Source organism: Brevibacillus sp. HB1.2 (assembly GCF_013332495.1).
Lineage (GTDB): Bacteria > Bacillota > Bacilli > Brevibacillales > Brevibacillaceae > Brevibacillus > Brevibacillus porteri.
In genome coordinates this window covers 1-25,673 of the sequence record NZ_JABMIU010000023.1, presented here as the reverse complement: position 1 = coordinate 25,673, position 25,673 = coordinate 1, and the positions used below count along the sequence as shown (strand labels likewise).

Below are 25,673 nucleotides of genomic sequence, written 5' to 3'. Positions count from 1 at the left end.
GGGAAAAGCGATAAAATAGCTTGTATGATGAAGCGGAAATCGGAGAGGTGTACAGCTAAGTGAAAAATAATCTCCTAGAAGAAACCGGGCACAAAAAAAGTAGATGGGAAGCTGTGTTTGAAGTTTTGCTCGTTTCGACCAAGCTGGGATTGACTTCATTCGGCGGTCCCATCGCGCATCTCGGTTATTTTCACAACGAATACATTCGCCGAAGAAAATGGATGGATGAGCAAAGCTACGCGGATTTGGTTGCGCTTTGTCAGTTTCTCCCTGGTCCCGCAAGCAGCCAGGTAGGGATCGGAATCGGAATCATGCGAGCCGGATTGTGGGGAGGGGTTGCTGCATGGATCGGCTTCACTTTGCCTTCGGTATTGGCGCTCCTGATCTTTACGTTCACTTTACAAGGTGTGGACAGTGGCAGTGCTTCTTGGATTCACGGTCTTAAATTAGTAGCTGTCGCGATTGTTGCTCATGCCGTATGGGGGATGGGACAAAAGCTTGCCCCGGATCGAACACGGGTGACGATTGCGATCATCGCTGCTACCATCACACTGCTGTGGCATTCTGCATGGAGTCAGGTCACAGTCATGGTTCTAGCAGGAATAGCAGGGGTGCTTATCTTCCGGCAGCAAAAAGTTTCGGATCTTCCTGAATTTCGTGTGCCAATCAGTCGTGCACTAGCCATTACGTGCTGGATCGTTTTCTTCGGACTTTTGTTGGTGCTGCCTATCCTACGAGAGAGTACAGGCTTTTCCTTGCTCGCGTTGTTTGAGAGCTTTTTCCGTGCGGGCTCACTTGTTTTTGGTGGAGGTCACGTTGTATTGCCTTTGCTTGCGAGAGAGGTGATCTCGACAGGTTGGATGACGGAAGAAGCTTTTCTTACCGGCTACGGGGCTACTCAAGCCGTACCGGGGCCATTGTTTACGTTTGCCGCTTATTTGGGAGCCATGATTGCAGGCGGAGTCGGTGCAGTAGTGGCTACGATTGCGATTTTTCTACCAGCCTTTTTACTCGTCATCGGCGCATTGCCGTTTTGGAATGCCTTGAGGAGAAATTCGAAAATCCAGGGAATGCTGGTAGGTGTGAATGCTGCAGTCGTCGGGATTTTACTGGCAGCCCTGTACGATCCGATTTGGACGAGTACCATTCTTGCTCCGCTGGATTTTGCGGTAGCGGCTATTTTGTTTATCATGCTGGAGCACTGGAAGCTGCCGCCATGGCTGGTTGTGGTTACCGGGGCTTTGTACGGTCTGTTGCTGTCTTAGACGGATGTCTTTTTCTTCTCCTCCACTATGTTGACCCAAACCAAAATGCCCTTCATAGCTCTGTCTTATCGCATAAGAAGGTTTGCCAAGTATGTTTGTAGCGCTTATAATACTGAATGAAAGTTCAGTATTGCTGGATGGGAAGTTGGTGAAGGAGCATTGAATAAAAAGAAACAGCAAACGGAGCAGACAAAGAAGAAGATAGCGGATGCATCCAGAATTTTATTTATGCAAAAAGGCTACAAGGCCACATCAATAGAAGATATTGTGAAAGCTACTGGATACAGCGGTGGTAACATTTATTATCATTTCAAGAGCAAGGAAGGGCTGTTTTTACATCTGATTGAAGTTTGGAACAGCGAATGGGAAGAGAAATGGCTGGCCAAGGAACAGCTCTACACGACCTCGATCGATAAATTGTATGGAATAGCCGAACATTTTGCGACCGATTTTATGAACCATCCGTTGACCAAGGCTGCTGATGAATTTTTTGACATATCGGAGAAGCCTTCGGATGTGGAGGATCGTATCAACGAAATGATCCAAGGCTATATTGACTTTAATCAACAGTTGCTCCAAAAGGGGATCGATAACGGCGAATTTGAAATGACGAATGTAACCGGAGTCGCCATTATCCTGGACAGCCTGATGTTTGGTTTAAATCAACACTCGCGACGAATGGAACGAGAGGAAGCGCTGGCGACTTTTCGGTTAGCGATGGATGTGTTTTTATTTGGCATTGTCAAACCGTCCCGCTAGCTTTTTTTACGCGATTATCTAGAATAGATATTCAGTGTTTTGGTGATGGATTGGAGGAATAGTAAATGGCTTTATTATTAAAAAATCAGGGAGCCCTCCTGATTCTGATGTTCAATATTTTCCTTGTCTTTACGGGGATCGGGCTTGTTATACCGATTATGCCAAAGTACATGGAGAGTTTGGGAATTACCGGGGGAACTATCGGCTTGTTAGTGGCAGCTTTTTCGCTGACGCAGCTACTTTTTTCCCCAATTGCCGGGCGATGGGCCGATTCATTCGGAAGAAAAAAGATCATTGTAATCGGCCTGGTCGTATTTGCTATCTCAGAAGGGCTGTTCGGAATAGCGAATTCTCCAGTCCTGCTGTTTGTTTCTAGGTTGTTAGGCGGCATCAGTGCCGCTCTGATTATGCCGGCCGTAATGGCTTACTCAGCAGATATTACAACGAATGAAGAACGAGCGGCCGGGATGGGGTATATTACGGCAGCCATTACGACTGGTTTTATTATCGGTCCAGGCATTGGAGGATACATTGCTGAATTTGGTATTCGTGCACCTTTTTATACCGCAGGAATTGCGGGACTGATTGCTGCATGTATCACGTTGTTAATCCTCAAGGAGTCGAAACCCACGGAAGATTCATTATCTGACTCTCATTCTAGTGAAAAACAACGAAGCAGTCTTCTTTCCCAGTTAATGTACTCCTATCGAGAGCCTTATTTTTTCAGTTTGATCATTGTGTTTGTCATGTCTTTCGGACTGGCTAATTTTGAAACGGTCTTTTCCTTGTTTGTCGACCACAAGTTTGGATTTGAGCCGAAAGATATCGCCTTTATCATTACATTCGGGTCAATCGCAGGTGCAGTGGTCCAGCTTACTGCTTTTAGCTGGATCATGAATCGCTTTGGCGAGAAAAGGGTCATTTCAGTCTGTCTGCTCTTTGCTGGTCTGTTTATTGTTCTGACGCTTTTTGTTCACGGATTTTGGATGATTTTTGCCGTTACCTTTATCGTATTTCTGGCAATCGATATTTTGCGACCGGCCATCAGTACCCAAATGTCGATGCTTGCAAAGGATCAACAAGGCTATGTTGCTGGTCTTAACTCGGCCTTTACCAGTCTTGGCAATATTGCAGGTCCTATCGTAGCTGGATTTTTATTCGATGTGGATATCAACTATCCGTATGCGCTAGCATGTATGGTTTTGCTTATCTGTTTCGTCTTATCGCTAAGAGTTAAAAACCGCAACCTGAAGGATGCCAATGCGGCTTCCAGTCAAGTATCCATTCATGGATGATGAGGTAAATGGGGTACAATAATTAAATGAAACAGCGGCGAGTCTAAGACTTTATGTTCAGGTCTTAGTTCGCCGCTGTTCCATTATTCGGGTTCGCGTAAATAAATCTTTCATGATTACTTAATAGAGATAGAAACGGAAATTTACATCATTCATTTATAGTGGGAACGGTAGTACATACTGTAAGGAGTGAAGCAAATGATGAAGAAAAAAGTGATGGTAGCAACTGCCGCCCTTATGATGTGTGTAGCACCAGTCGCCTCTGCCGCCGGAAATCCGCACTGGTCAAAAACTTCTCCCAAAGAGTTCGATCTTCAAGCTCATCGCGGAGGACTCGGACTCACGGTAGAGTCCACGTTGGCGTCGTTCTCCCACGCCCTTGAATTAGGAGTGACCACGCTCGAGCTCGACGTGCAAATCACGGAGGACAAGCAGGCAGTGATTACGCATGACCGCAAGATTTCGGGTGCCAAGTGCCGGGATACAGGCCCACTTTTCGCTGGCGATCCTGAGTATCCGTACGTTGGCAAATACATAAAGGACCTGACCCTCGACCAAATACGCACGCTGGACTGTGGCACACAGACATTGCCGCAATACCCAGGGCAACGCCCAAGCCCAGGTGCCGAGATGCCGCTGTTGAGCGATGTATTTGACCTCGTTAAAGACTACAAGGCCAATCATGTGTGGATGAATATCGAGACAAAGGTAGAGGCGGGAGCGCCAGAACAAACCGCTCCGCGTGAAGATTTCGTACAGATCGTTGCTCGCGAAGTCCGGGATGCCGGGATGCTTGATCGGGTATCGATCCAAAGCTTTGACTGGGGGGCGCTCATGCGCATGAAAGAGGTTGAGCCGCGCTTGCCGATTGTGGCACTGACGAACGGTGCGCAATTCCTGCAACCAGGTCAACCAGGAGCTTCACCGTGGCTGGGCGGAATCGACATTGACGACTTTGGAGGAGACCTCGTGGCGGCGGCCCACTCGTTCGGTGCAGACGCGATCTCCCCTGTGCATGGCTCTCCACAGAACGGCAAAGTCACCGACGAGAATTATGTGCCCTATGTCACGAAGAAAATGGTAGAGGACGCGCACAAGGTCGGGATGAAGGTGATTCCGTGGACGGTCAATGACGCACCTACGATGAACAAGCTGATCAACGATGGCGTAGACGGGATCATTACAGATTACCCGGACCGTCTGCGTGAGGTCATGGAGCAGCGTGGTCTGAAGCAACCGAAGAGCTACAAGACTCCCAAAAAAGAGAAGTAAAAAGAAGACCAGTCCATTCGGGCTGGTCTTTTCTCGTATTCACGGAACATAGCCATATCCAGGATATTTGACAACGGGCCATTTATCCTTGCGCAAAGCATCTAATAGTTCAGGACCTACACACAAGTTGGAAGCGACGAGTTCATGTGGGGTGAGCGCCATCCATTGATTCAGCGACACATCGACAAAGCGGTCGCTCTTGAACATTTCCAAAAACCACACTGTTTCCGTCCCGGTATTTTGGATATAATGCCCAGTCGCAAAAGGAACGTAACCGACATCACCTGCTTGGTAGTCAAACGTTCGAGCGTTTCCGTTTCCGATAAAAACCGTCATCCGCGCTTGGCCTGAAATGTAATATTGCCACTCGTCGTTATTGGGATGCCAATGCAACTCTCTCATGGCCCCGGGACGTACCTCTACGAGTGCTGCCGCGATTGTCTTGGAGATTGGGAAGTTGCGGGAATCGACGATGCGCACACTACCACCAGGTGTAATGAGGGGGCGTTGGGCGAGTAAACGGTGGGAAAAAGGGAGGGGGACGGTTCCGTATGGAGATTCCACTTGATCTGCTTCGATGGAACCCGGAACCTCGCTCTGATAAATGTACACTTGCTTGTCAGGAATGTCGGCAAAGGCTGATTCTGGTACACCGAAATTTGCGGATAGCACATCGGTTGGCGTATGCGCAAACCAATCGGAGATCGATAGCGTATTCAGATCGGAAAAATGCCCATCGTCGAAAACGAGCAAAAACTCGCAGCCTTCCTCAAGCCCCTGAATCGAGTGGGGGATGCCGGGAGGGAAATACCAGAGATCGCCTTTGCCGATATCTGCGATAAAATTCCGTCCACGTTGGTCAACAGATGTAATTCGTGCACGGCCGAGCAGCATGTAGGCCCACTCCGCCTGCTGATGCCAGTGCAGCTCGCGCACACCGCCTGGCGTCAGGCTCATGTTTACACCCGCAAGTGTAGTGGCGATTGGCAACTCGCGTATGGTGACTTCACGGGACCAGCCGCCATGATTTAATGTCATCGAGGCATCTGAGAAGGAAAATTTCAGATTGGGCAGCAAGCCCGCATCTGTGACGGGAGGAACTAGCATATTCGGATTTTGCCGATCACGCATGACATTCCGTGGACCGAGATCGACCCATCCAGTCCCGTCACTTCTCATCGGCTGGGGAATTTGATCCCCCTTGGCTGGCGGATTCATTCGGGCAACCTCCTTCATCCTTGGACAGGCATAGGTTTTGTCGTACTTCATCCACTAACCATGCCTATGCATCGGATTGCCCGTTATGCAAACAACGAAGCCGTTCTACCTTTTCTATGGGTGATTTTGTATAATTTTAGGAGTGATTGACAACTTGACAATTTTAGGATGTGTATAAAGATGAAAAAGATTCCAAACGATCAATGGCTAGCAAAATATGAACATAAAAAACAGATGTTAGAGCCCCAAGTTGATTTACACACCTATTTCACATCAACGGAGATCAGTGGGAAACCAATTAACTTGCTTTCTTTGGGGGAAATCACGATTCCCACTGGAGACATCATCGTTCGTGATCCGCTTGTGTATCTGGAGAGAAATAGTGTTCCGTATTTTCGAAAAGTCCCTACAGGAACCTTTCCATTAACTGTTTGTGTGGTAACCGTTGAAGAAGACCACTACAGATATGCAGCTGCTAAGGTGGAGTTCACAGATAAAACTCCCCAAAAATTTACGGAAGCCCTCATTGGAGACGAGGATTTCGAAAATCTAGCAGAAGGCGAATATTTTGGGTTTAATGTGGACGCAGGCCTTGCTACTGTGGTAGATGTCAAAACAAGAGATGCTTATCTAGAATTTTATGATCGATGGAAAAAAGACAATCCAGACGGCAATATTTATGACGATTATTTCGCTGGTGTTTTTGCACAAAGTTACAAAGACCATCCAAAATACCAAAGAAGCGCTGGAGATTATATAAACTGGACGATACCAGGTACCGATTTATCCGTTCCGATGATTCAGACTGGATTTGGAGACGGAGCCTATCCTGTCTATTTTGGGTTGGATGAACATGATCAGATATGCCAGCTGGTTATTCAATTTATTTGTATTGAACTCGCATTTGGTGAGGATGACAGCGAAGACGAAAGCTAGCCTCTCACCAATCATTTTTAGAAGCAGTATCTCGCTTATCTTTTTTGGGAAATAGAAAATAGCTGGCTGTAATCAACAGATCAATCCCCAGAACAACGGTCCATAGCCGGAGAATATGCCATAAAGAAGCAGTTCGTTCCGCATCATCGATAAAGTAGATGGTTCCCGCTAAGAGAGCCGCCCCAATTACATAGGAGAAGAGATGTCTAAACCAGCTGTTGGCGTAATGCTTGGCATACTCCATGCCGTATAACTTGGGCTTCGCCGTACCTTGCTTGGTGACGTACTGCTGAAATTTTTCATCCGCCCATTGAATCATGCTTTTTCCAAACGCAAGCGATACCCCGATATAAACGGCAGCCAGCGCATGAGGAATCGTAGCGGTAGCCCCACGATACAAATCCACGCTCGTAACGACGAGCAAAACTACATCAACAACAGGCGTCAGGGCGAGAAGAAAGAGCCCGGCCTTTTTTTGTTTGAGCACGTACCTTGTGAAAAGGCCAAGTACAATGACCACCCAAAATGCGATTTCGCATGCGACAATCATCCATGCAACAAAATTCACTAGAATAGGTCCCCTTTTCGGAAATTTTTATAATACAACTGTGCTAATAAAATGAAGTTTATCATCAAACTTAAAATAATACAATTGTATTATCAAAGTTGCTTGTCCCTTGCAAATCTTGTTAAAATACAACTATGCCAAAAATCATCGATCATGAGAAAAGAAGAGAACAAATAGCAGAAGCAACGTGGCGTGTCATTGTTGAGCAAGGAATGGAGGGAGCGACGGTAAGGGGCATAGCAAAAGAAGCAGGACTTTCATTAGGTGCTCTGCGACATTACTTTGCAACACAAGATGAACTGTTGATGTATGCCATGCAGCTCGTAAAAGAAAGGGCGACAGCTCGAATTGCTGAAATCTCCGCCAATGAAAAATGGGCGCCAAAAGAGAGAATCACCAAAATCTTTCTGGAGCTACTCCCTACGAATCAAGAAAAGATGGTCGAAATGGAAGTGTGGTTTGCTTTTACCGTGTACTTCCGACACAAGAAAGAAGGCTTTGATGCACAGCACGACGGGATCTATGCCGCCGTCCGCAAGCTGTTGGACTCTGCTGATCAACTAAATCTATTACGCAAAGAGCTGGACAAAGAGATGGAAGCAGAAAAGCTCTATGCCGTCATCGATGGTCTGGCGCTGCATGCCTATCTTGAACCGCAGCGTGTCAATGGGGAATGGATTACGAAAGTGCTAGAGCATCATCTTGCATCCTTGTTTCATTAACTGACTTTTACACTTCTTTTACGAAAAAGATGGTCCATTCTTCAAACAAGATAAGAAACACATACAAATACGCTCATAAAGAAAAGCAATCGGATCAAGGAAAGGTTGATCTGATTGCTTTTTTTCGTCATGTGCGTTGGTTTACAAAGAACACAATGGGCTTTGATACGCAGTTAACAATGCTGGATTACGATGAATGTACAAATATTTTTGAACAAAAATTTGATTGTTGGTGTGAATATGAAAAAAATAACAATTGTCCAATAAAGATTGAATGATGAAGGGGTTTTCAATATGTCGAGTATTATGCTGAAGTCATTGTCCAAGCAATATACCAACGATAAAAACACCCTGGACGATATCAGTCTGGAAATCAAAGACAAAGAGTTCCTGGTGTTATTGGGACCGTCCGGATGTGGAAAATCTACGCTACTCAGAATGATTGCCGGGATTGAAGAGATCACCCAAGGCGATGTGTACATTGGCGATGTTTGTGTCAATGAAGTGGAGCCAAAGGATCGGGGAGTTGCGATGGTGTTTCAAAACTATGCCCTTTATCCTCATATGACCGTATACGAAAACATGGCATACGGACTGAAAATAAAAAAGATCAAAAAAGCAGAGCGAGAGAAGCGCATCAAGGAAGCAGCGGATATTTTGCAAATTGATCATTTGTTAAAACGGTTCCCCAGCCAATTGTCTGGTGGGCAAAAACAGAGGGTCGCCATCGGGCGGGCCATCGTGAAGGAGCCAAAAGTCTTCTTGATGGACGAGCCGTTGTCTAATCTGGATGCCAAGCTGCGAAATGAAATGAGAATGGAGATCAAAAAACTACATGAGCGCTTGGATTCGACGTTCATTTACGTGACACATGATCAGGTGGAGGCGGTTACCTTAGGGGATCGAATCGCGATTATGGCGGAAGGCAAGTTCCGACAAATCGGAACGCCGATGGAAATCATCGATTGCCCAGTGGATATGTTCGTTGCCAATTTCATCAGCTCACCCCCCATCAATTATATGGAAGCGAGTTTGATTCAGCGAGATGGCCGGGTCTATGTGGAGGTAGACGGGGTGCTGCTGGAAACCAATCTTCCGCTCAACGTGATGGAAGAAGCTCCTGAGATTGTCGCGGGAGTCAGACCAGAGCATTGCTTTCTCACCGAAAACAGTGACGATGCACTCGCCATGGAGGTACTGCTCACGGAAATTATCGGAACGGATGTGTTGGTCCATCTGACGTATAAAGGGAGCAATTTCATCGTGAAAAAAAGCTTTACCCAGACGTATGCAAAAGGGCAAAAGGTGAACGTAGGGATTAGTGCTGACCATGTCCATGTATTTGACAAGCGTACGCAAAAGAATCTGAGGTGCCGCCCATGAATGTACTCATCTCGTTAGACGGCATCAGCTATCAAAGCTTTGAACCTTACGCGCAGCAGTGGATAGAAAATGGTTACTCCTTCTGCCAAAAACTGATCACGACCTTTCCTTCGGTCACATTTACCGCGCATGCGGCAGCGATGACTGGGAGCCACCCGGGTAAGCATGGTGTCTTTGATAATATCGTAGCTCGCCCGGAAACGATGGAAAGAGTGGCGTTGTATGGCGACCACGAGATTCTTTGCAACGAAGCACTTCATAAGCAGACGATTTTTCATTCGTTGGCGAGACAGGCAGGGACGAGCTGCTGCATTCATTGGCCCATGACGTCCGGAAATCCGTATATTCACCATTTGATTACGGAATCGGGCAGCAAAAAAAAGCTGAAGTCAAAGGTTTCCGTAGAGGAAATCGATCATGTCGCACTGCGTGAAACGATGCGGGCGATCAAAACGGAAGCCTATGATTTTATCGCGGCAAGGTTTGTCGGTTATGATGCGCTGTCGCACCAATATGGGAAAGACTCGGCTGAGGCAATGCGGTGTCTTAAGGAGCTGCTTACGTATCTCGATCAAATCGAGCAAACGTTGAAAAAGACACAAAAACCATTCAACCTGATCATTTTCTCGGATCATGGTCAAAGTGATATTCACTCGTTTTTTTACCCGAATGAGATTTTGGCCAAAAGCCAGTGGAAGCAGCATTTTCGAAACAAACAAATCAAATTCGTCGGGGACGGCAGCGGGGCGTTGTTGTTTTATAGCTCGTTAGATTATCAGCAAAACAAAGAAATCATGGCGTTTTTTGAACAGATGCCAGAAGTGCATCGCTTTTATGAGCTGACAGGGGACACTCCCTCAGCATGCAGTCCATTCGGCATCCTCGATTTGAAGCATACGGTATGCGGCGAAGATATCGCGTTTCCAGAACAACCGAAATACAAGGAGATGAAAAGCCTGCACGGGTATCATCCCGCCAATGTCGATGAAATGAATGGTTTTCTCTTGTGCTTAGGGGATGCATTTACGAAAAGCAAAGTAATTGAAGAAACAAACATCGAAAACATTGCACCCACACTGGCGCAGTTGTTCCGAATTGCTCATCCATGTGACGGGCAACCGATCAAAGACATCTTCAAGGAGTACGAGTAAATGGGCAGACCAATCAGCAAAACGATCAAGGATAACGCATGGTCGCTTGGGTTACTTTTGCCGACACTGATTCCGTTAGTTATTTTTTGGATCTACCCCATGATCAAAACGTTCCAAATCAGTTTTACCGACTGGAACTATATTTCACCTGACTACAACTACATAGGGCTGGAAAACTACCAAAACTTGATGAGCGATGCTTTCTTCGGGAAGGTGCTGCTGAATACCTTGGTGTTTACCTTTTTTACAGTCGTTCCGCCGATTCTTTTCGGGCTGTTCGTGGCAATCCGGTTAAACAAAATACAGAAGCTTCGCCATTTCTTTGTGGCGAGTGCCTTTTCATCGTGGATCACGCCGACTGTGGTCGTGTCCATGGTATGGGTCAGCATATTCGATACCGATTCGGGGATTGTCAATTATGTCCTGAAAGGTTTCGGTATGGAGCCAGTAAAGTGGCTGGGTGGACAAACGACAGCGATGATTGTCGTCATTATCGTCACCATCTGGCAGTACATGGGGCTGGGGATCTTGCTACTTTCCTCTGCTCTCGCGAAATTGGACCCGGAAGTGGAGAAAGCGAATGATTTGGATGGAGGGAGAGGATTACGAAAATTATTCAGAATCACCTTGCCTGCGATCTCACCAATTCTTGTTTTTTTGTTCGTCTTTTTTACGCTGAATTCTCTCAAAGCCTATGATCAGATTTATATTTTGACGCAGGGTGGACCTTCAGGAGCGACTTCGACCATCTTGTACTACTTCTACGTACTCGCTTTTGAATATTTTGAAACCGGACCAGCTTCAGCGTTGGCGTTGATTTTCTTAGGTATGTGTCTCTTGATTAGCGCATTGAATTTCTTCTTGTCCAAACTACTGTTTACCAAATGAGGTGGGAGCTGTGTCCTTGGCAAAATTAAAAACAGGCATAAATTATGCAATGTTAATTTTGTTAAGCGTACTGATGGTGTTTCCGTTTCTCTGGATGTTCTTGATTTCGATCAAGCCTAAAAGCGAGGTGTACAGCGGGAGCCTGCTGCCTTCCACCTTTCATTTTGAGAATTACATCCGTGTATTCACGGAAACGAAGATGTTGCTTTATTTGTGGAACAGCATTTCTGTCAGCCTGATCATCATCGTTTTTCAAATTTTCACCGCGATTTTTGCGGCTTATGTTTTCGCGACGGCGCAGAAAAGATGGGTTCGTTACTGCTTCGTGCTTATTTTAGCAACGTACATGCTTCCATCTGCGGTAACGTACATTCCATCCTTTATTTTGCTGTCAAAAGCGAATTTGCTGGATACGCACATTGGTTATGTTCTCAGCGAGCTCATTAGTATCTTCGCTATTTTTTTTCTGAGGCAATCGTTCGCCCAGGTGCCAAAGGATGTGGTGCATGCAGCCAAGCTGGATGGGGCGGGGCATCTACGACTCATTTTCACGGTGTATATCCCGTATTGCAAAAATGCGATTGCTTCGCTTGTGTTGATCACATTTATTTACAGCTACAACAACTATATGTGGCCTTCGCTCTTGATCAAGTCGGAGGAAAACATGTTTGTCACGATTGGCTTGCGGAGGCTGTTCATGAGTCAGGCGGGCTACGGGATGGACTTCCCACTGGCGATGGCAGCGTGTGCGATTTCACTAGCACCTATGCTGATCCTGCTCGCAATCGCAAGCAAAAGAATCATTCATTCCATGGCTAATCTGTATGTCAACAAATAGACCAAAACCGCTATTTATTGGGAGGAGTCATTGTGAAAAATCAGAAGCGAAACACCAAGAGCGTCATTCTTTCCATCCTGAGTTCTGCGCTTATTTTTACCGGAGCCGTCGGTTGTTCGAACAATGCCGCGTCTGACAGCAACGCAAATGCAGCGGCTGGCCCTAACGAGAAAATCAAGCTGGAGTTCTACTACGGTCTCGGCGGCAAGCTCGGGGAGACGATGCAAAAAATCGTGCAGGACTTTAACAGCAGCAATGAAAAATACGAGGTCGTTCCGATTGTCCAAGGTGACTACAGCGAGACGTTGCAGGCACTCCAGGCCTCGCTGGCAGCAGGCAAGCCCCCAGCCTTGGCGATCAATGCGTATCCGGAATTTATGAAGCTGGCGAAAAGCGATGCATTGCTGCCATTAGATGAAAGGATCAATCAGCCGGAGTATAAAAAGGACGATGTTCTGCTGCTAGAACAAGGGAAGTACAACGATGCGATGCTGGGTGTTCCTGCTTATGTCAGTACGCAAATGATGTACTACCGCAAAGATATTTTTGACAAATACAAGATTGACTACAATGCGCTCACGAGCTTCGAGCAATTGGCGGATGCAGCCAAGCTCATCAAAGAAAAAGAGGGAATTAACGGCTGGTCCATCATGTGGTACACGGAGCATATGATCGACTACGCTCGTTCAGCTGGCGGCGATATCGTGAGCGAAGAAGGCAAGACTGTCACGATCGACTCGGAAGAATGGGTGTATGCGTGGGACAGCATTCGCAAATACATTCATGAGGACAAAATCATGGATACTGTCTATGGCGGCAATGGCTGGGAATGGTGGTACAAAACCATCGACAACGTGATGAACGGAAAATCCGCAGGCTACACAGGCTCTTCCGGTGACGGGGGCGATCTGGATTTCACCAAGGTAGCAACTGGCATGCAAAAAGGCTTCCATGGACAACCACCTAGACCAGTCGCCATTTCCGTCATGTTCAACCTGTTCAAAGCATCCTCAAAAGAACAGCAAGAGGGCGCGTGGGAATTCGTGAAGTACTTCTCGGAAGCAGAAAAAACAGCGTACTGGGCCGTAAACACAGGCTATATTCCTATTCGCGACAGCGCCGTGAATACAGAGATTTACCAGAATAAATTGAAAGAAAATCCGTACTTCTCGGTACCTTTGGAACAGGCGAAAACGAATGGAATAGCTCCTTTTGTAGACCCGACAGGCGGCAAAATTTATGCGGAAATTGAGTTGGCGAAGGACAAAGTGCTGATCGAAAACGTTCCTGCCGCAGAAGCGCTCAAAGTAGCGAAAGAAAAAGCACAGAAAGAACTCGACAAGGCATTGAATCAATAAAACATAGCGAACAGGAGAGATGGAAAAATGAAAAACGACATCGCATTGGCAGTATTTGATCTGGCAGGAACGTTGGTAGAGGACGATAACGCCGTGAGAGATTGTCTGCATAAAGCGGCTGTGGAATACGGATTAAACGTGACACCCGATGAAATCAGCACGCATATGGGAACGAACAAGATTCATCTCTATCAGTATTTGATTGCGAGAACAAAAGGAAATAGGATCGACTTCAAAAACTTTGAAATTGATATCGACAATTCGTCGTTCGAGGACGCTGTCAAACTGTACGAACGCTATACCGAATACATGATTGCGTTTTATCAGGAAAATTGCCGCGAAATCGAAGGTGCAACCGAAACGCTGAAGTGGTGCCAAGAAAATGGCATTAAAGTAGCGACTGGGACAGGCTTCCATAAAGACATCAACAGCGTCATTATGGAGTCGCTCGGTTGGGTGAAGGACGGCTTGATCGATTATGCAGTAGACCTGGATATGGTACCAGAAGGCAAGGGACGCCCAGCTCCGTTCATGATTTTCAAAGCCATGGAATATTTGAACGTACAAAACGTCAGACAAGTCATCAAGCTCGGCGATACGCCAGCGGATATGCTTGAAGGCTACAACGCAGGTTGCAAAGCGGTCATCGGCGTGATGCAAGGCTCGACCCCCATCGAGGTATGGGGCAAGTACTATCATACACATGTGCTCGACACGGTAAAAGAACTGCCAGAGCTGATTTTGTCCGGTAAAATCGTATGATCTACCCTGTGGAGAAAATGGCGAGTATCGGAATCGTTTTGCCGAAGCTGTTTCCTTTTTCACAAAGCAGGCCTGAACAGATGCTTCCGAGTCTTCTTACGATCCTGGAAGACCCATTCTTTACAGCGGTAGAAGTGTCCTATATCGCGGACAAAGAGACGAGGGAACAAGCGGCAAAGTATATGGCGTACAGCGGAGTCGAGGTTATTTTCAACGGTGGAGATGCAGCCAGAGAATTGCAGATTGATCTCAGCTCCTTGGACCCGGTCGTTCGCAACAAGTCTATTCAATCAGGCAAGATGCTGATCGATCACTGCTATGAAATGAACGCAAAAATCATGCATATCGTAACGGGTAAGTTTCAAGGCGAGGAAAACAAGTCGAAAAACATCCAGGCGTTTATTGCTTCGGCGATGGAGCTGTGCAAGTACGCAAAAGAAAAAGCCGATACGTACGAGCTGTGCATTTCTTTGGAGATCGGGGATCGATATGTCGACCGCAACTATTTACTCGGACCTACTCATGAGGCGGTGCATGTAGCAAACGTGATCCGCAGTGAGTACGACAATTTTGGTCTCTTGCTGGATCAAAGCCATTTGCCGATTATGGGCGAGGACCCGCACAAATCCTTGTGGCTGGCCAAAGATTATTTGACGCACATTCATCTCGGAAACTGTTACTTGAAAGACAGGCAAGCCAGCTATTTCGGGGATAAGCACCTCCCGTTTCACGTCGAGGATTCAGAGGTTGGTGTGAATGAGCTGACGGCTTTCATCACGACGCTCCATGACATTGATTTTTTCAAGAGCCCAAAACCGACTAGGAAGCCGGTCATGACCTTTGAGGTGGGGCGCTTTGAGGATGAATCGCCTATGCTGGTAATCGCCAATGTAAAACGTGCTTTTTACGAAGCATGGGCCAATGCATAAACGAAAAGACTGGGGCTGTGGCAGAAGTGAATGTATTGATTACGGGATACTTTACCGACTATTCCAAGCAACGCGTGACACAAGCGTTTCCGCAGGATTGGCGCATCCAAATTGTGGAGCCTGAGCAGATCGAGTTATTTATCAAAGAAGCAAATGTGTTGATTCCCGAGCATATCCAAGTAAATGAAGAGTTGCTGAACAAAGCGCACAACTTGAAGTTTGTCCAGACGGGTGCGGGCTTTGACAACGTGGATATTGAGGCGTGCACGAAGAAAAACATTTGGGTGAGCAACGCGGCTGGCGTGAATGCAAACGCAGTAGCCGAGCATATTATGGCGCTCATTCTTGGGTATTACAAAAACATCTCTTATCTCGATCAATCGATGAAAAATCGAGAGGATGAGACCAAGCTCGTCTACGTCGGTGGCGAGCTCGCAGGAAAAACCATCGGAACCATCGGCTTTGGTGCCATCGGCTCTCGTGTAGCGGAGCTGGCAAAAGCCTTCCGAATGAAGGTGCTGGCGTACGACACCAACCCGAACAGGCAGAGCGATGATGCTGAAATGGTTGATCTGGACACGTTGATTGCCCAATCTGACGTCATCACCCTGAACATTTTTCTGAATGAATCCACGAGACATTTAGTGGACAAGCAGTTTTTAGCCAAAATGAAAAGTGATGCACTGCTCGTCAATACAGCGAGAGGGCTGATCATTTGTGAAGAGGACTTGATCGAAGCATTGAAAAACAATGTGATTGGCGGAGCGTGCCTCGATGTGTTCACACGGGAGCCTCTCAGCGTGGACAGTGAGTTGCGTGCTTTGAAAAATGTCGTGTTGACCCCACATACAGCAGGCATGCCTGACGGAACCAAGTTTCACGAGAAAAGGTACCAATTTTTTGTGGAAAACATAGATCGAATCCAACGCAATGAAACACCGCACAATCATTTGAATCAACTTTCCTAAACAAAAAAAGCCGGGATCAGTCATCAGAGACTGGTCCCGGTTCGTTTTAATGCTCCCGTATCTTCGAGAGGTTTCCTCCGAATAGCTCCAGCTCTACGTCCAGACGGGAAATCGTATCGGGACGAAGAGGCAGCTCCCCATTTTTCGTAAGCTTGTGCCATGCCTTGGGATTCTCTCGATATAAAGCATCTGACAATTGAAGAACATCGATTTGTGATTTTTGTCCCAAAAGGTACGTGTGCATGATCTCCTCAGAAATGCTCTTCTCCGCATATTCGCGTAGTTTCTTTTCAGGAATGGCTTTTACCAATTGGGGCATGTTTGCCTTCGTTTTCACCTTGAGCTGAAACGTTACTTTGTCATTTTCCACTTTGGGGGTGATGGACGGTTTGATCTTTTCCATGACAAGCGTTGCGATGGGGTGGCCATCATGATATACCGTAATCCCTGGTCGTTTCGTATCTTTATCCAACCAGCGTAGACCCATGATGTCAGCACGTGGCATGCATTGTTTCAATTTCTTGTTATGCAAAAAGCAGACGCCACTCATGATCAGTTTGGGGTGCTTTTTTTTATCTTCGGTCCACTGAACTTTGTTGATCCCTATTTCGGGCAACTGCATGGTCTGCCCACTTTCTTTCCACTTCCAGATAAACTTGTATAGATACATAGGAGCAACGACCGAGCTTTGTCTGTATACATCCTCCGGGTCGTTCAATTGGGAATACAGGACAGAGATATTCAAAATAGGCTTGGCGTTAAAAATATCTTCGATGGGTTCTTTTGTAGCAAATGTCCAGATTGTATAGCGGAATTCGTAGTAACGGTCGACGACATCCAATAATTGATTGACGACATCCTGCTTCAGGGCAGCTTCGGAAAAGACAATAGCTTTGATGTGGCTCCAGGAAAGTCGCTGTTGTGAGGTCGGGTACAGATTGAATATCGCTTCATCCAGCGTTTTCCCTTCTCCCTTACCGATGGAAATGGATTGAGGCAGGCGTTGTCCACCTGCTTCTTGCTTGGCAATATTACCGAAGCTAATGATTTGCGTATAAAACACAAATTTCCCCTTCACATAGTCAACTCCAATAGAATTGACGTAAATCAAATGCTCAATTTCCCTGGCACCCCAACAACCGCTTAACATGGCACAGATCAAAATCGTCGTGAAAAAGCAGCGAAGTTTTTGCATTGCTATTGTTGATTCTCCTCGCTTGATCTGTTTTTCTGTAGCATGTGAGGGACCTTGTACCATTTTCCCCATGGGATCCGAAAGATTACTTTCCACAAATCCTGAAAAATAGGGGGAGAGAGCGGCTCCAAATAATAAACCCCAAATGATCGCAGATTGGTTAGGTACAGCACGATCATCCCAACTGAGATGAAAAAGCCAAACAGCCCGGCCATACCAGAAATGACCAAGATGATGAGTCTGAGCAAGCTAACCGTACCGACGAGGTCTTGATTGACCAGTGAAAAGGTGGAGAGAACGGACATCGCCACAATTACGAGAATCCCGGGAGCTGTTAACCCTGCACTGATGGCGGCTTGACCGATGATCAGACCGCCAACCACGGATAAAGTTTGACCAAAAGCCATGGGAAGACGTATACCGGCTTCACGAAATAATTCAAACAACAGCAGCATGACGATTGCTTCCAACGGGACAGGAATGGGGACGCCCTGTCTGGATAGGACAAGCGTTGCCACCAGTGTGTAAGGAAGCTGATCCTGATGATAAGTAATCAAGGCAATCCAGAAGCCAGGAAGAAACAAGGCCACTAGGAATCCGAACAATCTCATTAAACGGGTAAAAGCGCTATACCAAAAATACGAGTAGATATCTTCCGGTGTATTAAATAAAAAAGTCAAGGTCACAGGAGCGATCGTGGCGATCGGGGAGCCTTCCACAAAAATAAGAAACTTCCCATGCAACAGCGCGTTAACTGCAAAATCAGGCCTGCCTGTATACTCAAACAGAGGAAACAACGGTATGCGGGCGCCTGTTAGCATATCTTCGAGCTGCGTATTGCTGATAATCGCTGTTACTTGCAGTTGTTCAAGCTTGGTTCTGATTTCATTCAATGTTTCCGGGTTTATCTTATTTTTGAGGAACAGCAAATTGACTCTTGTTTGTGTCTCTTCACCTAGTCTGTACTCTTCTACCGCTAACCTATTGGTTTTTAATCTTTTCCGGATCAAGCCGATACTGATGTGCGGCTCTTCGGTAAAGCCATCTCGCGGTCCTTTCACAGAGACCTCTGTAGTTGGTTCTTCCGGAGTGCGCTGCGGCGGGTTGGAGAGCTCCATCCAATAGAGCTTGTTAAACGAAGGAAAGAAGAGGAGGAGTTCCCCTCCGAATACTTTTTTGACAAGGAGGTCCGGATTGCGATCGTCGAGAATCGCTTTCAAAAATAACTCACTGTATTGCTCAAGGCCTGAAGCACTCAGCGGGGAAGTCGTTTGATACATGTGGGATAGCTTCGGAATCACATATTGGTTGATCTGTTTGATATCGCATAGACCCTCCGAATAAATGATGGTAACGTCAGACGAATTCTGCTGATCTTCTGTGGAGGGGAAACGAACCGAATCTATGATGACATCTGCACAAGAGGCAAACAATTGCCGAAAATATTGTTCGGTTAAAGGCTGATCGTTTGGGATGGACGGTGGATGTTCGTTAGGGACGAAGACATCATTCCCTCGGACTCTCCTCATAGATCATACCCCTCCTTCGGCTGGACCAATGTACGAGCACGATGATAATGAACGAGTAGAACAACATCGTATAAAACATAATTGGAACGATATAGACGGTTAGCATGTCCAGAAACGCGTTATCGCTGAAGGGTAGAACGGCAATGGCAATCAATAGGGAATAAAGCAGGACGAGGACAACCAGTTTTTTCGCTTTATTTTCCATTCGAAAGATATCTAGGATGAGAAAGATCGTCAAAGACATGCGAATAAAAGCACCTGAAAACCACTGGTAAATACTTAAGAAATCCATATGCTCAATGTAGCGGCCAATATTAACCAAGCGCCATTCTTCGTAAGCAGGATATCTCAGCTTCTCCGACTCGCCAGTGCCGAATTCGGCAATTGCCCCCGTAACAGGTCCAAAGGTCAGTCCTATTAACACGATGGCAAGAATCAAGAGGGGCAGCAGCGAATACTTGGAGCGAATATGCTGTTGCATAAACAGAAGGATGATCAGTTCAATATAACCAGCTCCGACAAAGACCATGCCTTTCCACACAGGAAGCATCCCGAACTCCAGGAATGGTTTCAACAACATATAGCTTTTATGCGCGTAGTTGGAAGACATGACGAAGAAACCGAGAAAGATGACAAGCGGCAGGAAAAGGACCGCTGTGTTTGCGATAGAGCGTATGCCCAAGTATGCATTGCACAAGCAAATGCCAGCTAGCAAAAGGGCAATGAAAAAAGTGGGCATCTTGGGGGAAAAAGCGACGTGTATCCAGGTAACGGTATCTCTCATCGTAATTGCACACATCATGAATAAATAGACACATGCAATGCCTGCCAATATATAGGAAACAACAGGATGGTATGCTTTTTTCAGCAAAAGAAAAAGATGCTGCTGACGAGTTTTGGCAATTGCCGAATACAGAAGGCAGGTCCACACAAGAAAGATGACACCTGCCAAAATAACCGATATCCATGAATCCCGTTTTGCGGCATCTAATAAAATGGGGATGACAATCACATGGTTCATTAGGCCAATGGTGAGCATCAACATACAGACAACTTGAAAAAAAGTCAAAGAACCTTGTTTCATGCACATACCTCTACATACTTGAGTTGATAGTAGTATCTGTTCAAAGTGGATCTTTATTCCATGTTTACATGCCGAACGTCCATTCGTAAAATGGAAGCAAGAAGGTGACGAAAATGAATGTGAAAAAAGATATCGCAGCCATATTGGATCGCATAAAAACAGAGGAACGATTTCGCGATAACATTGCGCATTGGAGGGTCATTCCTGCTCGGGAAGCAAAGTCTGTTCCATTTCCAGATGAACTGGACGGACGAATTCGAGATGCCCTGACGAATAGAGGCATTCCCTCCTTATATACGCATCAAGAAACGTCTTTTCGCCATGTGCGCGAAGGTAAACACATCGTCGCGGTTACGCCCACGGCTTCTGGCAAAAGCATGTGCTATCATTTGCCGATCCTCCAGACGTTATCGGAAGACACACAGGCTCGGGCTCTTTACTTGTTCCCAACCAAGGCTTTGGCGCAGGATCAAAAGTCGGAGTTGCACGAACTGATTACGGAAATGGGCCTTTCGATCAAATCCGAAACATATGATGGTGATACACCTGCAAATATCCGGCAGATGGTACGGAAGGCAGGAAATATCGTTATCACCAACCCAGACATGCTGCATTCCGCTATTTTGCCCCATCACACCAAGTGGGTGTCCTTTTTCGAGCATCTCAAATACATCGTGATTGACGAGCTGCATACATATCGCGGCGTTTTTGGCAGCCATGTCGCCAATGTCATTCGGCGGTTGAAGCGCATTTGTGCCTTTTATGGGAGTCACCCGCAATTTATTTGTACGTCGGCTACCATCGCCAACCCGAAGCAATTGGCAGAAGCACTGACAGAAGAAGAGGTAGTGCTGGTCAACAACAATGGTGCTCCGTCTGGCATCAAGCATTTCCTTTTCTACAATCCGCCTGTGGTCAATAAGCAGCTCAATATTAGACGCAGTGCCACATTGGAGGCGCGAGACATTACCGAGCAATTTTTGATCAATGGCATACAGACGATTTTGTTTGCGAGAAGCCGTGTACGTGTAGAGATTTTGCTGACGTATTTGCAGGAGCTGATTCGTCGCAAGCTAGGGCCAAAAACGATCCAAGGGTATCGTGGCGGCTATTTGCCGAGCCAGCGCAGAGAGATCGAACGCGGCTTGCGCAATGGTGACATTATGGGCGTGGTCAGCACCAATGCGCTGGAGCTTGGGGTAGATATCGGGCAGCTTCAGGCGTGTGTCATTACTGGCTATCCGGGCTCGGTCGCAAGCACATGGCAGCAAGCAGGACGGGCAGGAAGACGGCAGGGGGAATCCGTCGTCGTGATGGTCGGTAGCTCCACGCCATTGGATCAGTATGTGATCGCCAATCCAGAGTACTTTTTCGACCGCAGTCCTGAGACAGCGCGGATCAATCCCGATAACCTGATCATTTTGGTGGATCATCTCAAATGTGCGGCATACGAGCTGCCGTTTCGTGAGGGTGATACATTCGGTCGCGCGGAAATCGTGGAAATTCTGGAGTTCTTGACCGAGGAGCAGGTGCTTCATTACTCGCGGGGCAAGTGGTTCTGGATGAACGATTCATTCCCGGCCCACAACATCAGTCTGCGGTCAGCCTCGCAGGAAAATGTCGTGATCATCGACATCAGTGAACGGGGAAATGAGCGTGTCATCGGGGAAATGGACCGCTTCAGCTCCATGACGCTCTTGCATGACGAGGCTATCTACCTGCATCAAGGGACGCAATTCCAGGTGGAAAAGCTGGACTATGAGGAAAAGAAGGCGTATGTCCGGGAAGTGCAGGTCGATTATTACACAGATGCAAACTTGGCCGTCTCGCTGAAGGTATTGGAGCAGGATCAGTCCCGTCGTCATGCGCAGAGCACGTTGGCTTATGGAGAAGTAGCTGTGAATGCGATGGCGACGATCTTTAAGAAAATCAAGTTCGAAACGCATGAAAATATCGGTTCGGGACCGATTCATTTACCAGAAGAGGAACTGCATACAAATGCGGCGTGGATCGGTTTTTCCGAAGCGCTACTCGGCGAGATTGGGACAGAGGATGTGGAACGCGGATTGGTTGGTTTGGCGCATGTGTTGCAGCACGTAGCCCCGCTGTTTGTCATGTGCGACCCGATGGACCTGCACGTGATACCGCAACGTAAGGCCGTTCATTCGCAGGAGCCGACGATTTTTCTGTATGACCGTTATCCGGGAGGCATCGGTTTGAGTGAGCAAGTATATAAGGAAATGGAGACGATTTTGACCCAGGCAGAGCGGATGATTGTCTCTTGCCCGTGTGAGTCAGGCTGTCCGTCTTGTGTGGGAGCGACAGATGACGGCAGCAAGGGGCTAGCCATGACCTTGCTGCGTATCGCGCAAGGGGGAAACACTTATGTCTCTTAAATCCAAGCTTCAACGGATGAAGGGACATCTCTCGCTGGAAACGGACAAATCGGTAGCGCCAGCAGTCGAATCGGAAACGGCCATTCGCCAGAAAGAGCCGGGGGAAGAGCCGAGGGCGGCTGTACCAATGGATAGCAGCGCCGAGTTACAGATACCTTTTGCTGACAAGTGGAAGGAAATGCAGGCATCGCCCTACATCTGGGATGATGATTACGTCATGATTCGAGAAGTTCGCTATCCGATTGATCAGCAGCATGGCGCTTACGCCTTTTCCGAGCTGCGTGAGGCGATCCGTATGTGGGAAGCGGCTGGTCGAGAGCATCCGCTATCCGCTGCGGGTAGGAGGCCAGAAGACTTGCTGTTCTTCGATACGGAGACGACAGGGCTGTCAGGCGGGGCAGGCAATGCGATTTTTCTTTTGGGATACAGTCGCATAGAGGGCGAGCATGTCGTGGTGCGCCAGCATTTCCTCCCGGGCCCGCATGCAGAGGTGACCTTGTACCAATCGTTTTTGGAGCAAGCACAGAAGTCCTCACATCTGGTGACCTTTAACGGAAAGTCCTTTGACTGGCCGCAAGTTCGGACACGGCATACACTGGTGCGCGATCAAGTGCCTGCTTTGCCTACCTTTGGTCATTTTGACCTTTTGCACGGAGCGAGGAGACTGTGGAAGGCGGAGCTAGAATCGTGCCGATTGGGTATCATTGAGCAGGAAAAGCTGGATGTTTTTCGCGAGGATGATTTGCCCGGCTATTTGGCACCGGTGCGGTATTTCGACTTTTTGCATGCTCAGGACCCTGATGTCATCGAAGGCGTGCTGCGTCATAACGAGACGGACGTCCTGTCTCTGATCACGATGTACATTCACATGACGCGGCTATTGGTAGGGCAAGGGAGTGCAACAGTATCTATCGAGGAAAGCTACGAAATTGCCAGATGGTACGACGCGCTTGGAGATCAGGAAGCCGCTATGGCAGGCTATCGTCTCGTCGCAGACAGTGAGCATGCGTGGAGTAACCGGGCCAAGCTCGCCATCGGTCATCTGTACAAAAAGCAAAAGGATTGGCAGCAAGCCCTAACCGTTTGGGAGTCGTGCATCCAGTCCACCGGATATGTCCCGGAAGAGGTGTATATTGAGACTGCCAAGCTGTACGAGCACCAGCTGAAGGATTGGGAGAAGGCTTTGTATTACACGAAGCAAGCGTATGAGCAGTGGAAAAAGCGCGGGAGTCTGTTGCGAAACAGGTCCAAGGCCGACGCAGAGGCGTATTACAAGCGGATGGATCGGTTAGAAGCAAAGCTACGCGGAAATGAAGCGGAAGAAGAGAGCCTGTTGTCCGGATTTTTGGATTGGGCGGATGAGCAAGAGTGATGAGGGACTGTAGATCGAAGACCTATCGATCAGAGGGGGAGTAGGATGAGACAGATTGTCTTGATTCTATTTGCGATGCTACTCATTAGCATTGGCGGTTGCTCTGCGAATGACGACTGGGTTCATACATTTACGGGGGAGAGCGACAATTGGAGCGTGGTCATGGAGATCAGGCCGACTGAGAGTGAACACACACATGTTGTTTATCCATTTTACTTGACGAAGAAAATGGAGAATGACGTCACGAAGCTGCATTTCGAGGCTCATCTAGTTAACGGTAATCCAAGCGGCAATTTCGACCACGATTATTTAAAAAAGCTCAATGATAAGCAATCGTTTCTGCTTTTTAAGGAGTACCCGAACCTTCTCTCGACTGATTTTCCTGCAAAAGATACGCCGAAAGAACAGCTGGAATACTACTTCTCCGAATTGAAGATGGACTTAAAATGGACAGATGAACGGGGAGAGCATCAAGAACAAATCCCCCTGAAGCTGCAAAAAGCCCCCTGACGAAAAAGGGGCTTTTACTGCATGTTCCGAGCAAACGGTCTATGGTGTTCATTCACATCTATTTACGATTGCTTTTGCCAAAACATCTGGAGCCATCACAACTGCGGAATGATCTTGCCCGGCTAGCGTTTGATGTTTAGCCAGAGGCAACAGTTCGGAGAGCGCTTTGGCTGCGTCATCGAAAAACGGCCCGCTGTTTTCCCCTGTCATGATGAATGTTGGGGCGTTCACTTTCCAGCGATCGGCTGTCATTAATGATGAACGGTGGTTCATGCAGAAAGAGTTCTTGAACTTGAGAGCCTAATTGGCTAGCTGCTTCAAGGGCCAGCACGGCGCCGGATGAACTGCCGAACAAATAGGCGCTTCCGCCGCTTCATGGATCAATGACTCGATATCCTCCACTTCGCGTTCGACGGCATATGGGGCGGTATCAGAGCTATGTCCGCGCCCGCGACGATCGTAGTTGTAGACGGTAAAATGAGCGGCAAGCTGCTTACCTGTCATGGCTTCTCCTTTCGTTTGTAGTCGAGCATATAGTCCTCGAAATTGTCGAGCCGTTCTTCCCAAAGAATGCTGAACGAATCGAACCATTCGTCGAGTTCCTGAAAGGGTTTGGCTTCGAGGCTATATATTCGCTGCTGCGCCTTGGTGCGGGAGCGTACCAGCCCAGCCTCGCTCAAAATGCGCAGATGGCGAGATACCTGAGGTTGGCCGATGTTGAGGGCTTGAACGATTTCGCTGACAGAGTGCGGCCCCTGTTTTAACAGTTCGATAATGTTAAAACGGTTCGGCTCGGCGATCGTGAGTAATGTGACTTGCATCGGTGTCGTGTTCATGGACTGAATATACATCATTATGTATATATGTATCAATGTATATAAAGTTTTAAAATCCACTCCAAAAGGGGGGCAGCTTGTTTGCGAAGGCAGTTACAGGAGGAGAATTAGGTACAACCGGTGGAGAGATTCAAGAGATCGCATGGAAAACTCGACAAAAGATGTAGAAGAGTAGCTTTGAATGAACGTAAATTGTTGAGATAGCGGGCAGTTTAATCTGATTTAAAGGTATTGAAGCGTAAGGAAAGAGATAGAAGATGAGGACTCAAATCTTATTTCCAATTATTTCATTTGATAAAGCAAACAGATCATGCTATATTGGTATTCCGCCTTTCAAAAAGGGCGGCACAAAACAAAACGAAACACTCCAAAATTACCTGTTGACTTAAAATAAACATACATGGTATATTGTGAGTCCGGCACTTTTGAAGTGCTCGTG

Annotated in this window: 25 protein-coding genes; 17 read left to right on the top strand and 8 right to left on the bottom strand. The window is 47.2% G+C overall.

The features are described 5' to 3' along the window. Window positions 1–59: 59 nt before the first annotated feature. From HPY28_RS28335 to HPY28_RS28320, 4 genes are all read left to right on the top strand, one after another. Entirely contained in the window at window positions 60–1,265 is a 1,206-nt protein-coding gene (locus HPY28_RS28335; RefSeq protein WP_173623813.1) for a chromate transporter, read from the top strand. A gap of 159 nt (window positions 1,266–1,424) precedes the next feature. Beyond that, window positions 1,425–2,024, top strand: coding sequence for a TetR/AcrR family transcriptional regulator (locus tag HPY28_RS28330; protein WP_069852916.1), 600 nt, complete (start codon window positions 1,425–1,427; stop codon window positions 2,022–2,024). Between the two features lie 65 nt (window positions 2,025–2,089). Further along, entirely contained in the window at window positions 2,090–3,319 is a 1,230-nt protein-coding gene (locus HPY28_RS28325; RefSeq protein WP_017251862.1) for an MFS transporter, read from the top strand. Window positions 3,320–3,517: 198 nt separating this feature from the next. Further along, entirely contained in the window at window positions 3,518–4,591 is a 1,074-nt protein-coding gene (locus tag HPY28_RS28320; protein WP_017251861.1) for a glycerophosphodiester phosphodiesterase, read from the top strand. A 39-nt stretch (window positions 4,592–4,630) separates the two neighbouring features. Here HPY28_RS28320 and HPY28_RS28315 read toward each other — a convergent pair whose 3' ends face one another. Continuing rightward, complete coding sequence (locus tag HPY28_RS28315; protein ID WP_017251860.1) at window positions 4,631–5,809, bottom strand: oxalate decarboxylase family bicupin; 1,179 nt, start codon at window positions 5,807–5,809, stop codon at window positions 4,631–4,633. A 180-nt stretch (window positions 5,810–5,989) separates the two neighbouring features. Between HPY28_RS28315 and HPY28_RS28310 the strand changes: the two genes are divergently transcribed. Beyond that, window positions 5,990–6,745, top strand: a complete 756-nt coding sequence (locus HPY28_RS28310) for a DUF4241 domain-containing protein (RefSeq protein WP_173623811.1) — start codon at window positions 5,990–5,992, stop codon at window positions 6,743–6,745. A 4-nt stretch (window positions 6,746–6,749) separates the two neighbouring features. Here HPY28_RS28310 and HPY28_RS28305 read toward each other — a convergent pair whose 3' ends face one another. Continuing rightward, the gene (locus HPY28_RS28305; RefSeq protein ID WP_017251858.1) at window positions 6,750–7,313 is read right to left on the bottom strand and encodes a YEATS domain-containing protein; all 564 of its coding nucleotides are present in this window, start codon (window positions 7,311–7,313) and stop codon (window positions 6,750–6,752) included. A 134-nt stretch (window positions 7,314–7,447) separates the two neighbouring features. On the opposite strand from HPY28_RS28305, the gene HPY28_RS28300 reads away from it, so the two are divergent. The 9 genes from HPY28_RS28300 to HPY28_RS28260 all read left to right on the top strand — a co-directional run bounded on the left by HPY28_RS28300 (window position 7,448) and on the right by HPY28_RS28260 (window position 16,312). Then, window positions 7,448–8,035, top strand: coding sequence for a TetR/AcrR family transcriptional regulator (locus HPY28_RS28300; protein ID WP_017251857.1), 588 nt, complete (start codon window positions 7,448–7,450; stop codon window positions 8,033–8,035). 294 nt (window positions 8,036–8,329) lie between these two features. Further along, window positions 8,330–9,418 (top strand): ABC transporter ATP-binding protein, encoded by a 1,089-nt coding sequence (locus HPY28_RS28295; RefSeq protein ID WP_174231860.1) that lies wholly within the window; start codon window positions 8,330–8,332, stop codon window positions 9,416–9,418. Next, window positions 9,415–10,569 carry an alkaline phosphatase family protein gene (locus tag HPY28_RS28290; RefSeq protein ID WP_174226525.1) on the top strand — a complete coding sequence of 385 codons (1,155 nt, stop codon included), beginning with the start codon at window positions 9,415–9,417 and terminating at the stop codon, window positions 10,567–10,569. Before HPY28_RS28295 ends, HPY28_RS28290 begins: the two co-directional genes overlap by 4 nt. Then, window positions 10,570–11,457 carry a carbohydrate ABC transporter permease gene (locus HPY28_RS28285; protein ID WP_174231859.1) on the top strand — a complete coding sequence of 296 codons (888 nt, stop codon included), beginning with the start codon at window positions 10,570–10,572 and terminating at the stop codon, window positions 11,455–11,457. Between the two features lie 10 nt (window positions 11,458–11,467). Then, window positions 11,468–12,295 (top strand): carbohydrate ABC transporter permease, encoded by an 828-nt coding sequence (locus HPY28_RS28280; protein WP_069852899.1) that lies wholly within the window; start codon window positions 11,468–11,470, stop codon window positions 12,293–12,295. A gap of 32 nt (window positions 12,296–12,327) precedes the next feature. Then, a complete protein-coding gene (locus HPY28_RS28275) occupies window positions 12,328–13,653 on the top strand; it encodes an ABC transporter substrate-binding protein (RefSeq protein ID WP_174231858.1) in 1,326 nt (441 codons plus the stop codon). A 27-nt stretch (window positions 13,654–13,680) separates the two neighbouring features. Continuing rightward, window positions 13,681–14,415, top strand: a complete 735-nt coding sequence (locus HPY28_RS28270; RefSeq protein WP_174231857.1) for an HAD hydrolase-like protein — start codon at window positions 13,681–13,683, stop codon at window positions 14,413–14,415. After that, window positions 14,412–15,344 (top strand): sugar phosphate isomerase/epimerase family protein, encoded by a 933-nt coding sequence (locus HPY28_RS28265; protein WP_174231856.1) that lies wholly within the window; start codon window positions 14,412–14,414, stop codon window positions 15,342–15,344. The genes HPY28_RS28270 and HPY28_RS28265 overlap by 4 nt, the downstream gene beginning before the upstream one ends. Window positions 15,345–15,361: 17 nt before the next feature. After that, window positions 15,362–16,312, top strand: a complete 951-nt coding sequence (locus tag HPY28_RS28260; RefSeq protein WP_371813555.1) for an NAD(P)-dependent oxidoreductase — start codon at window positions 15,362–15,364, stop codon at window positions 16,310–16,312. A 46-nt stretch (window positions 16,313–16,358) separates the two neighbouring features. Here the strand turns inward: HPY28_RS28260 and HPY28_RS28255 are convergent, their stop codons facing one another. Genes HPY28_RS28255 through HPY28_RS28245 form a run of 3 tightly spaced genes read right to left on the bottom strand, consistent with a single transcriptional unit; the run spans window position 16,359 to window position 20,120 of the window. Then, on the bottom strand, window positions 16,359–17,507 hold the full coding sequence (locus HPY28_RS28255) for a Ger(x)C family spore germination protein (RefSeq protein WP_173623803.1): 1,149 nt from the start codon (window positions 17,505–17,507) through the stop codon (window positions 16,359–16,361). Between the two features lie 2 nt (window positions 17,508–17,509). Next, window positions 17,510–19,036: a spore germination protein gene (locus tag HPY28_RS28250; protein WP_017251847.1), complete on the bottom strand. Its 1,527-nt coding sequence runs from the start codon at window positions 19,034–19,036 to the stop codon at window positions 17,510–17,512. Further along, window positions 19,014–20,120: an endospore germination permease gene (locus HPY28_RS28245; RefSeq protein ID WP_017251846.1), complete on the bottom strand. Its 1,107-nt coding sequence runs from the start codon at window positions 20,118–20,120 to the stop codon at window positions 19,014–19,016. The genes HPY28_RS28250 and HPY28_RS28245 overlap by 23 nt, the downstream gene beginning before the upstream one ends. Window positions 20,121–20,233: 113 nt before the next feature. Between HPY28_RS28245 and HPY28_RS28240 the strand changes: the two genes are divergently transcribed. From HPY28_RS28240 to HPY28_RS28230, 3 genes are read left to right on the top strand one after another with little or no spacing between them, the layout of a single operon-like run. Beyond that, window positions 20,234–22,516 (top strand): DEAD/DEAH box helicase, encoded by a 2,283-nt coding sequence (locus tag HPY28_RS28240; protein WP_174231854.1) that lies wholly within the window; start codon window positions 20,234–20,236, stop codon window positions 22,514–22,516. Then, a complete protein-coding gene (locus HPY28_RS28235; protein ID WP_174231853.1) occupies window positions 22,506–23,888 on the top strand; it encodes a ribonuclease H-like domain-containing protein in 1,383 nt (460 codons plus the stop codon). The genes HPY28_RS28240 and HPY28_RS28235 overlap by 11 nt, the downstream gene beginning before the upstream one ends. Before the next feature lie 45 nt (window positions 23,889–23,933). After that, window positions 23,934–24,398, top strand: a complete 465-nt coding sequence (locus tag HPY28_RS28230) for a hypothetical protein (RefSeq protein WP_017251843.1) — start codon at window positions 23,934–23,936, stop codon at window positions 24,396–24,398. A gap of 48 nt (window positions 24,399–24,446) precedes the next feature. On the opposite strand, the gene HPY28_RS30625 is transcribed toward HPY28_RS28230, so the two are convergent. Genes HPY28_RS30625 through HPY28_RS28220 form a run of 3 tightly spaced genes read right to left on the bottom strand, consistent with a single transcriptional unit; the run spans window position 24,447 to window position 25,234 of the window. Then, the gene (locus HPY28_RS30625; RefSeq protein ID WP_254613219.1) at window positions 24,447–24,671 is read right to left on the bottom strand and encodes an alpha/beta fold hydrolase; all 225 of its coding nucleotides are present in this window, start codon (window positions 24,669–24,671) and stop codon (window positions 24,447–24,449) included. A gap of 27 nt (window positions 24,672–24,698) precedes the next feature. Beyond that, a complete protein-coding gene (locus tag HPY28_RS30620; RefSeq protein ID WP_026043343.1) occupies window positions 24,699–24,902 on the bottom strand; it encodes an alpha/beta fold hydrolase in 204 nt (67 codons plus the stop codon). After that, window positions 24,899–25,234, bottom strand: coding sequence for an ArsR/SmtB family transcription factor (locus HPY28_RS28220; RefSeq protein WP_017251841.1), 336 nt, complete (start codon window positions 25,232–25,234; stop codon window positions 24,899–24,901). Before HPY28_RS28220 ends, HPY28_RS30620 begins: the two co-directional genes overlap by 4 nt. Between the last annotated feature and the right edge of the window lie 439 nt (window positions 25,235–25,673).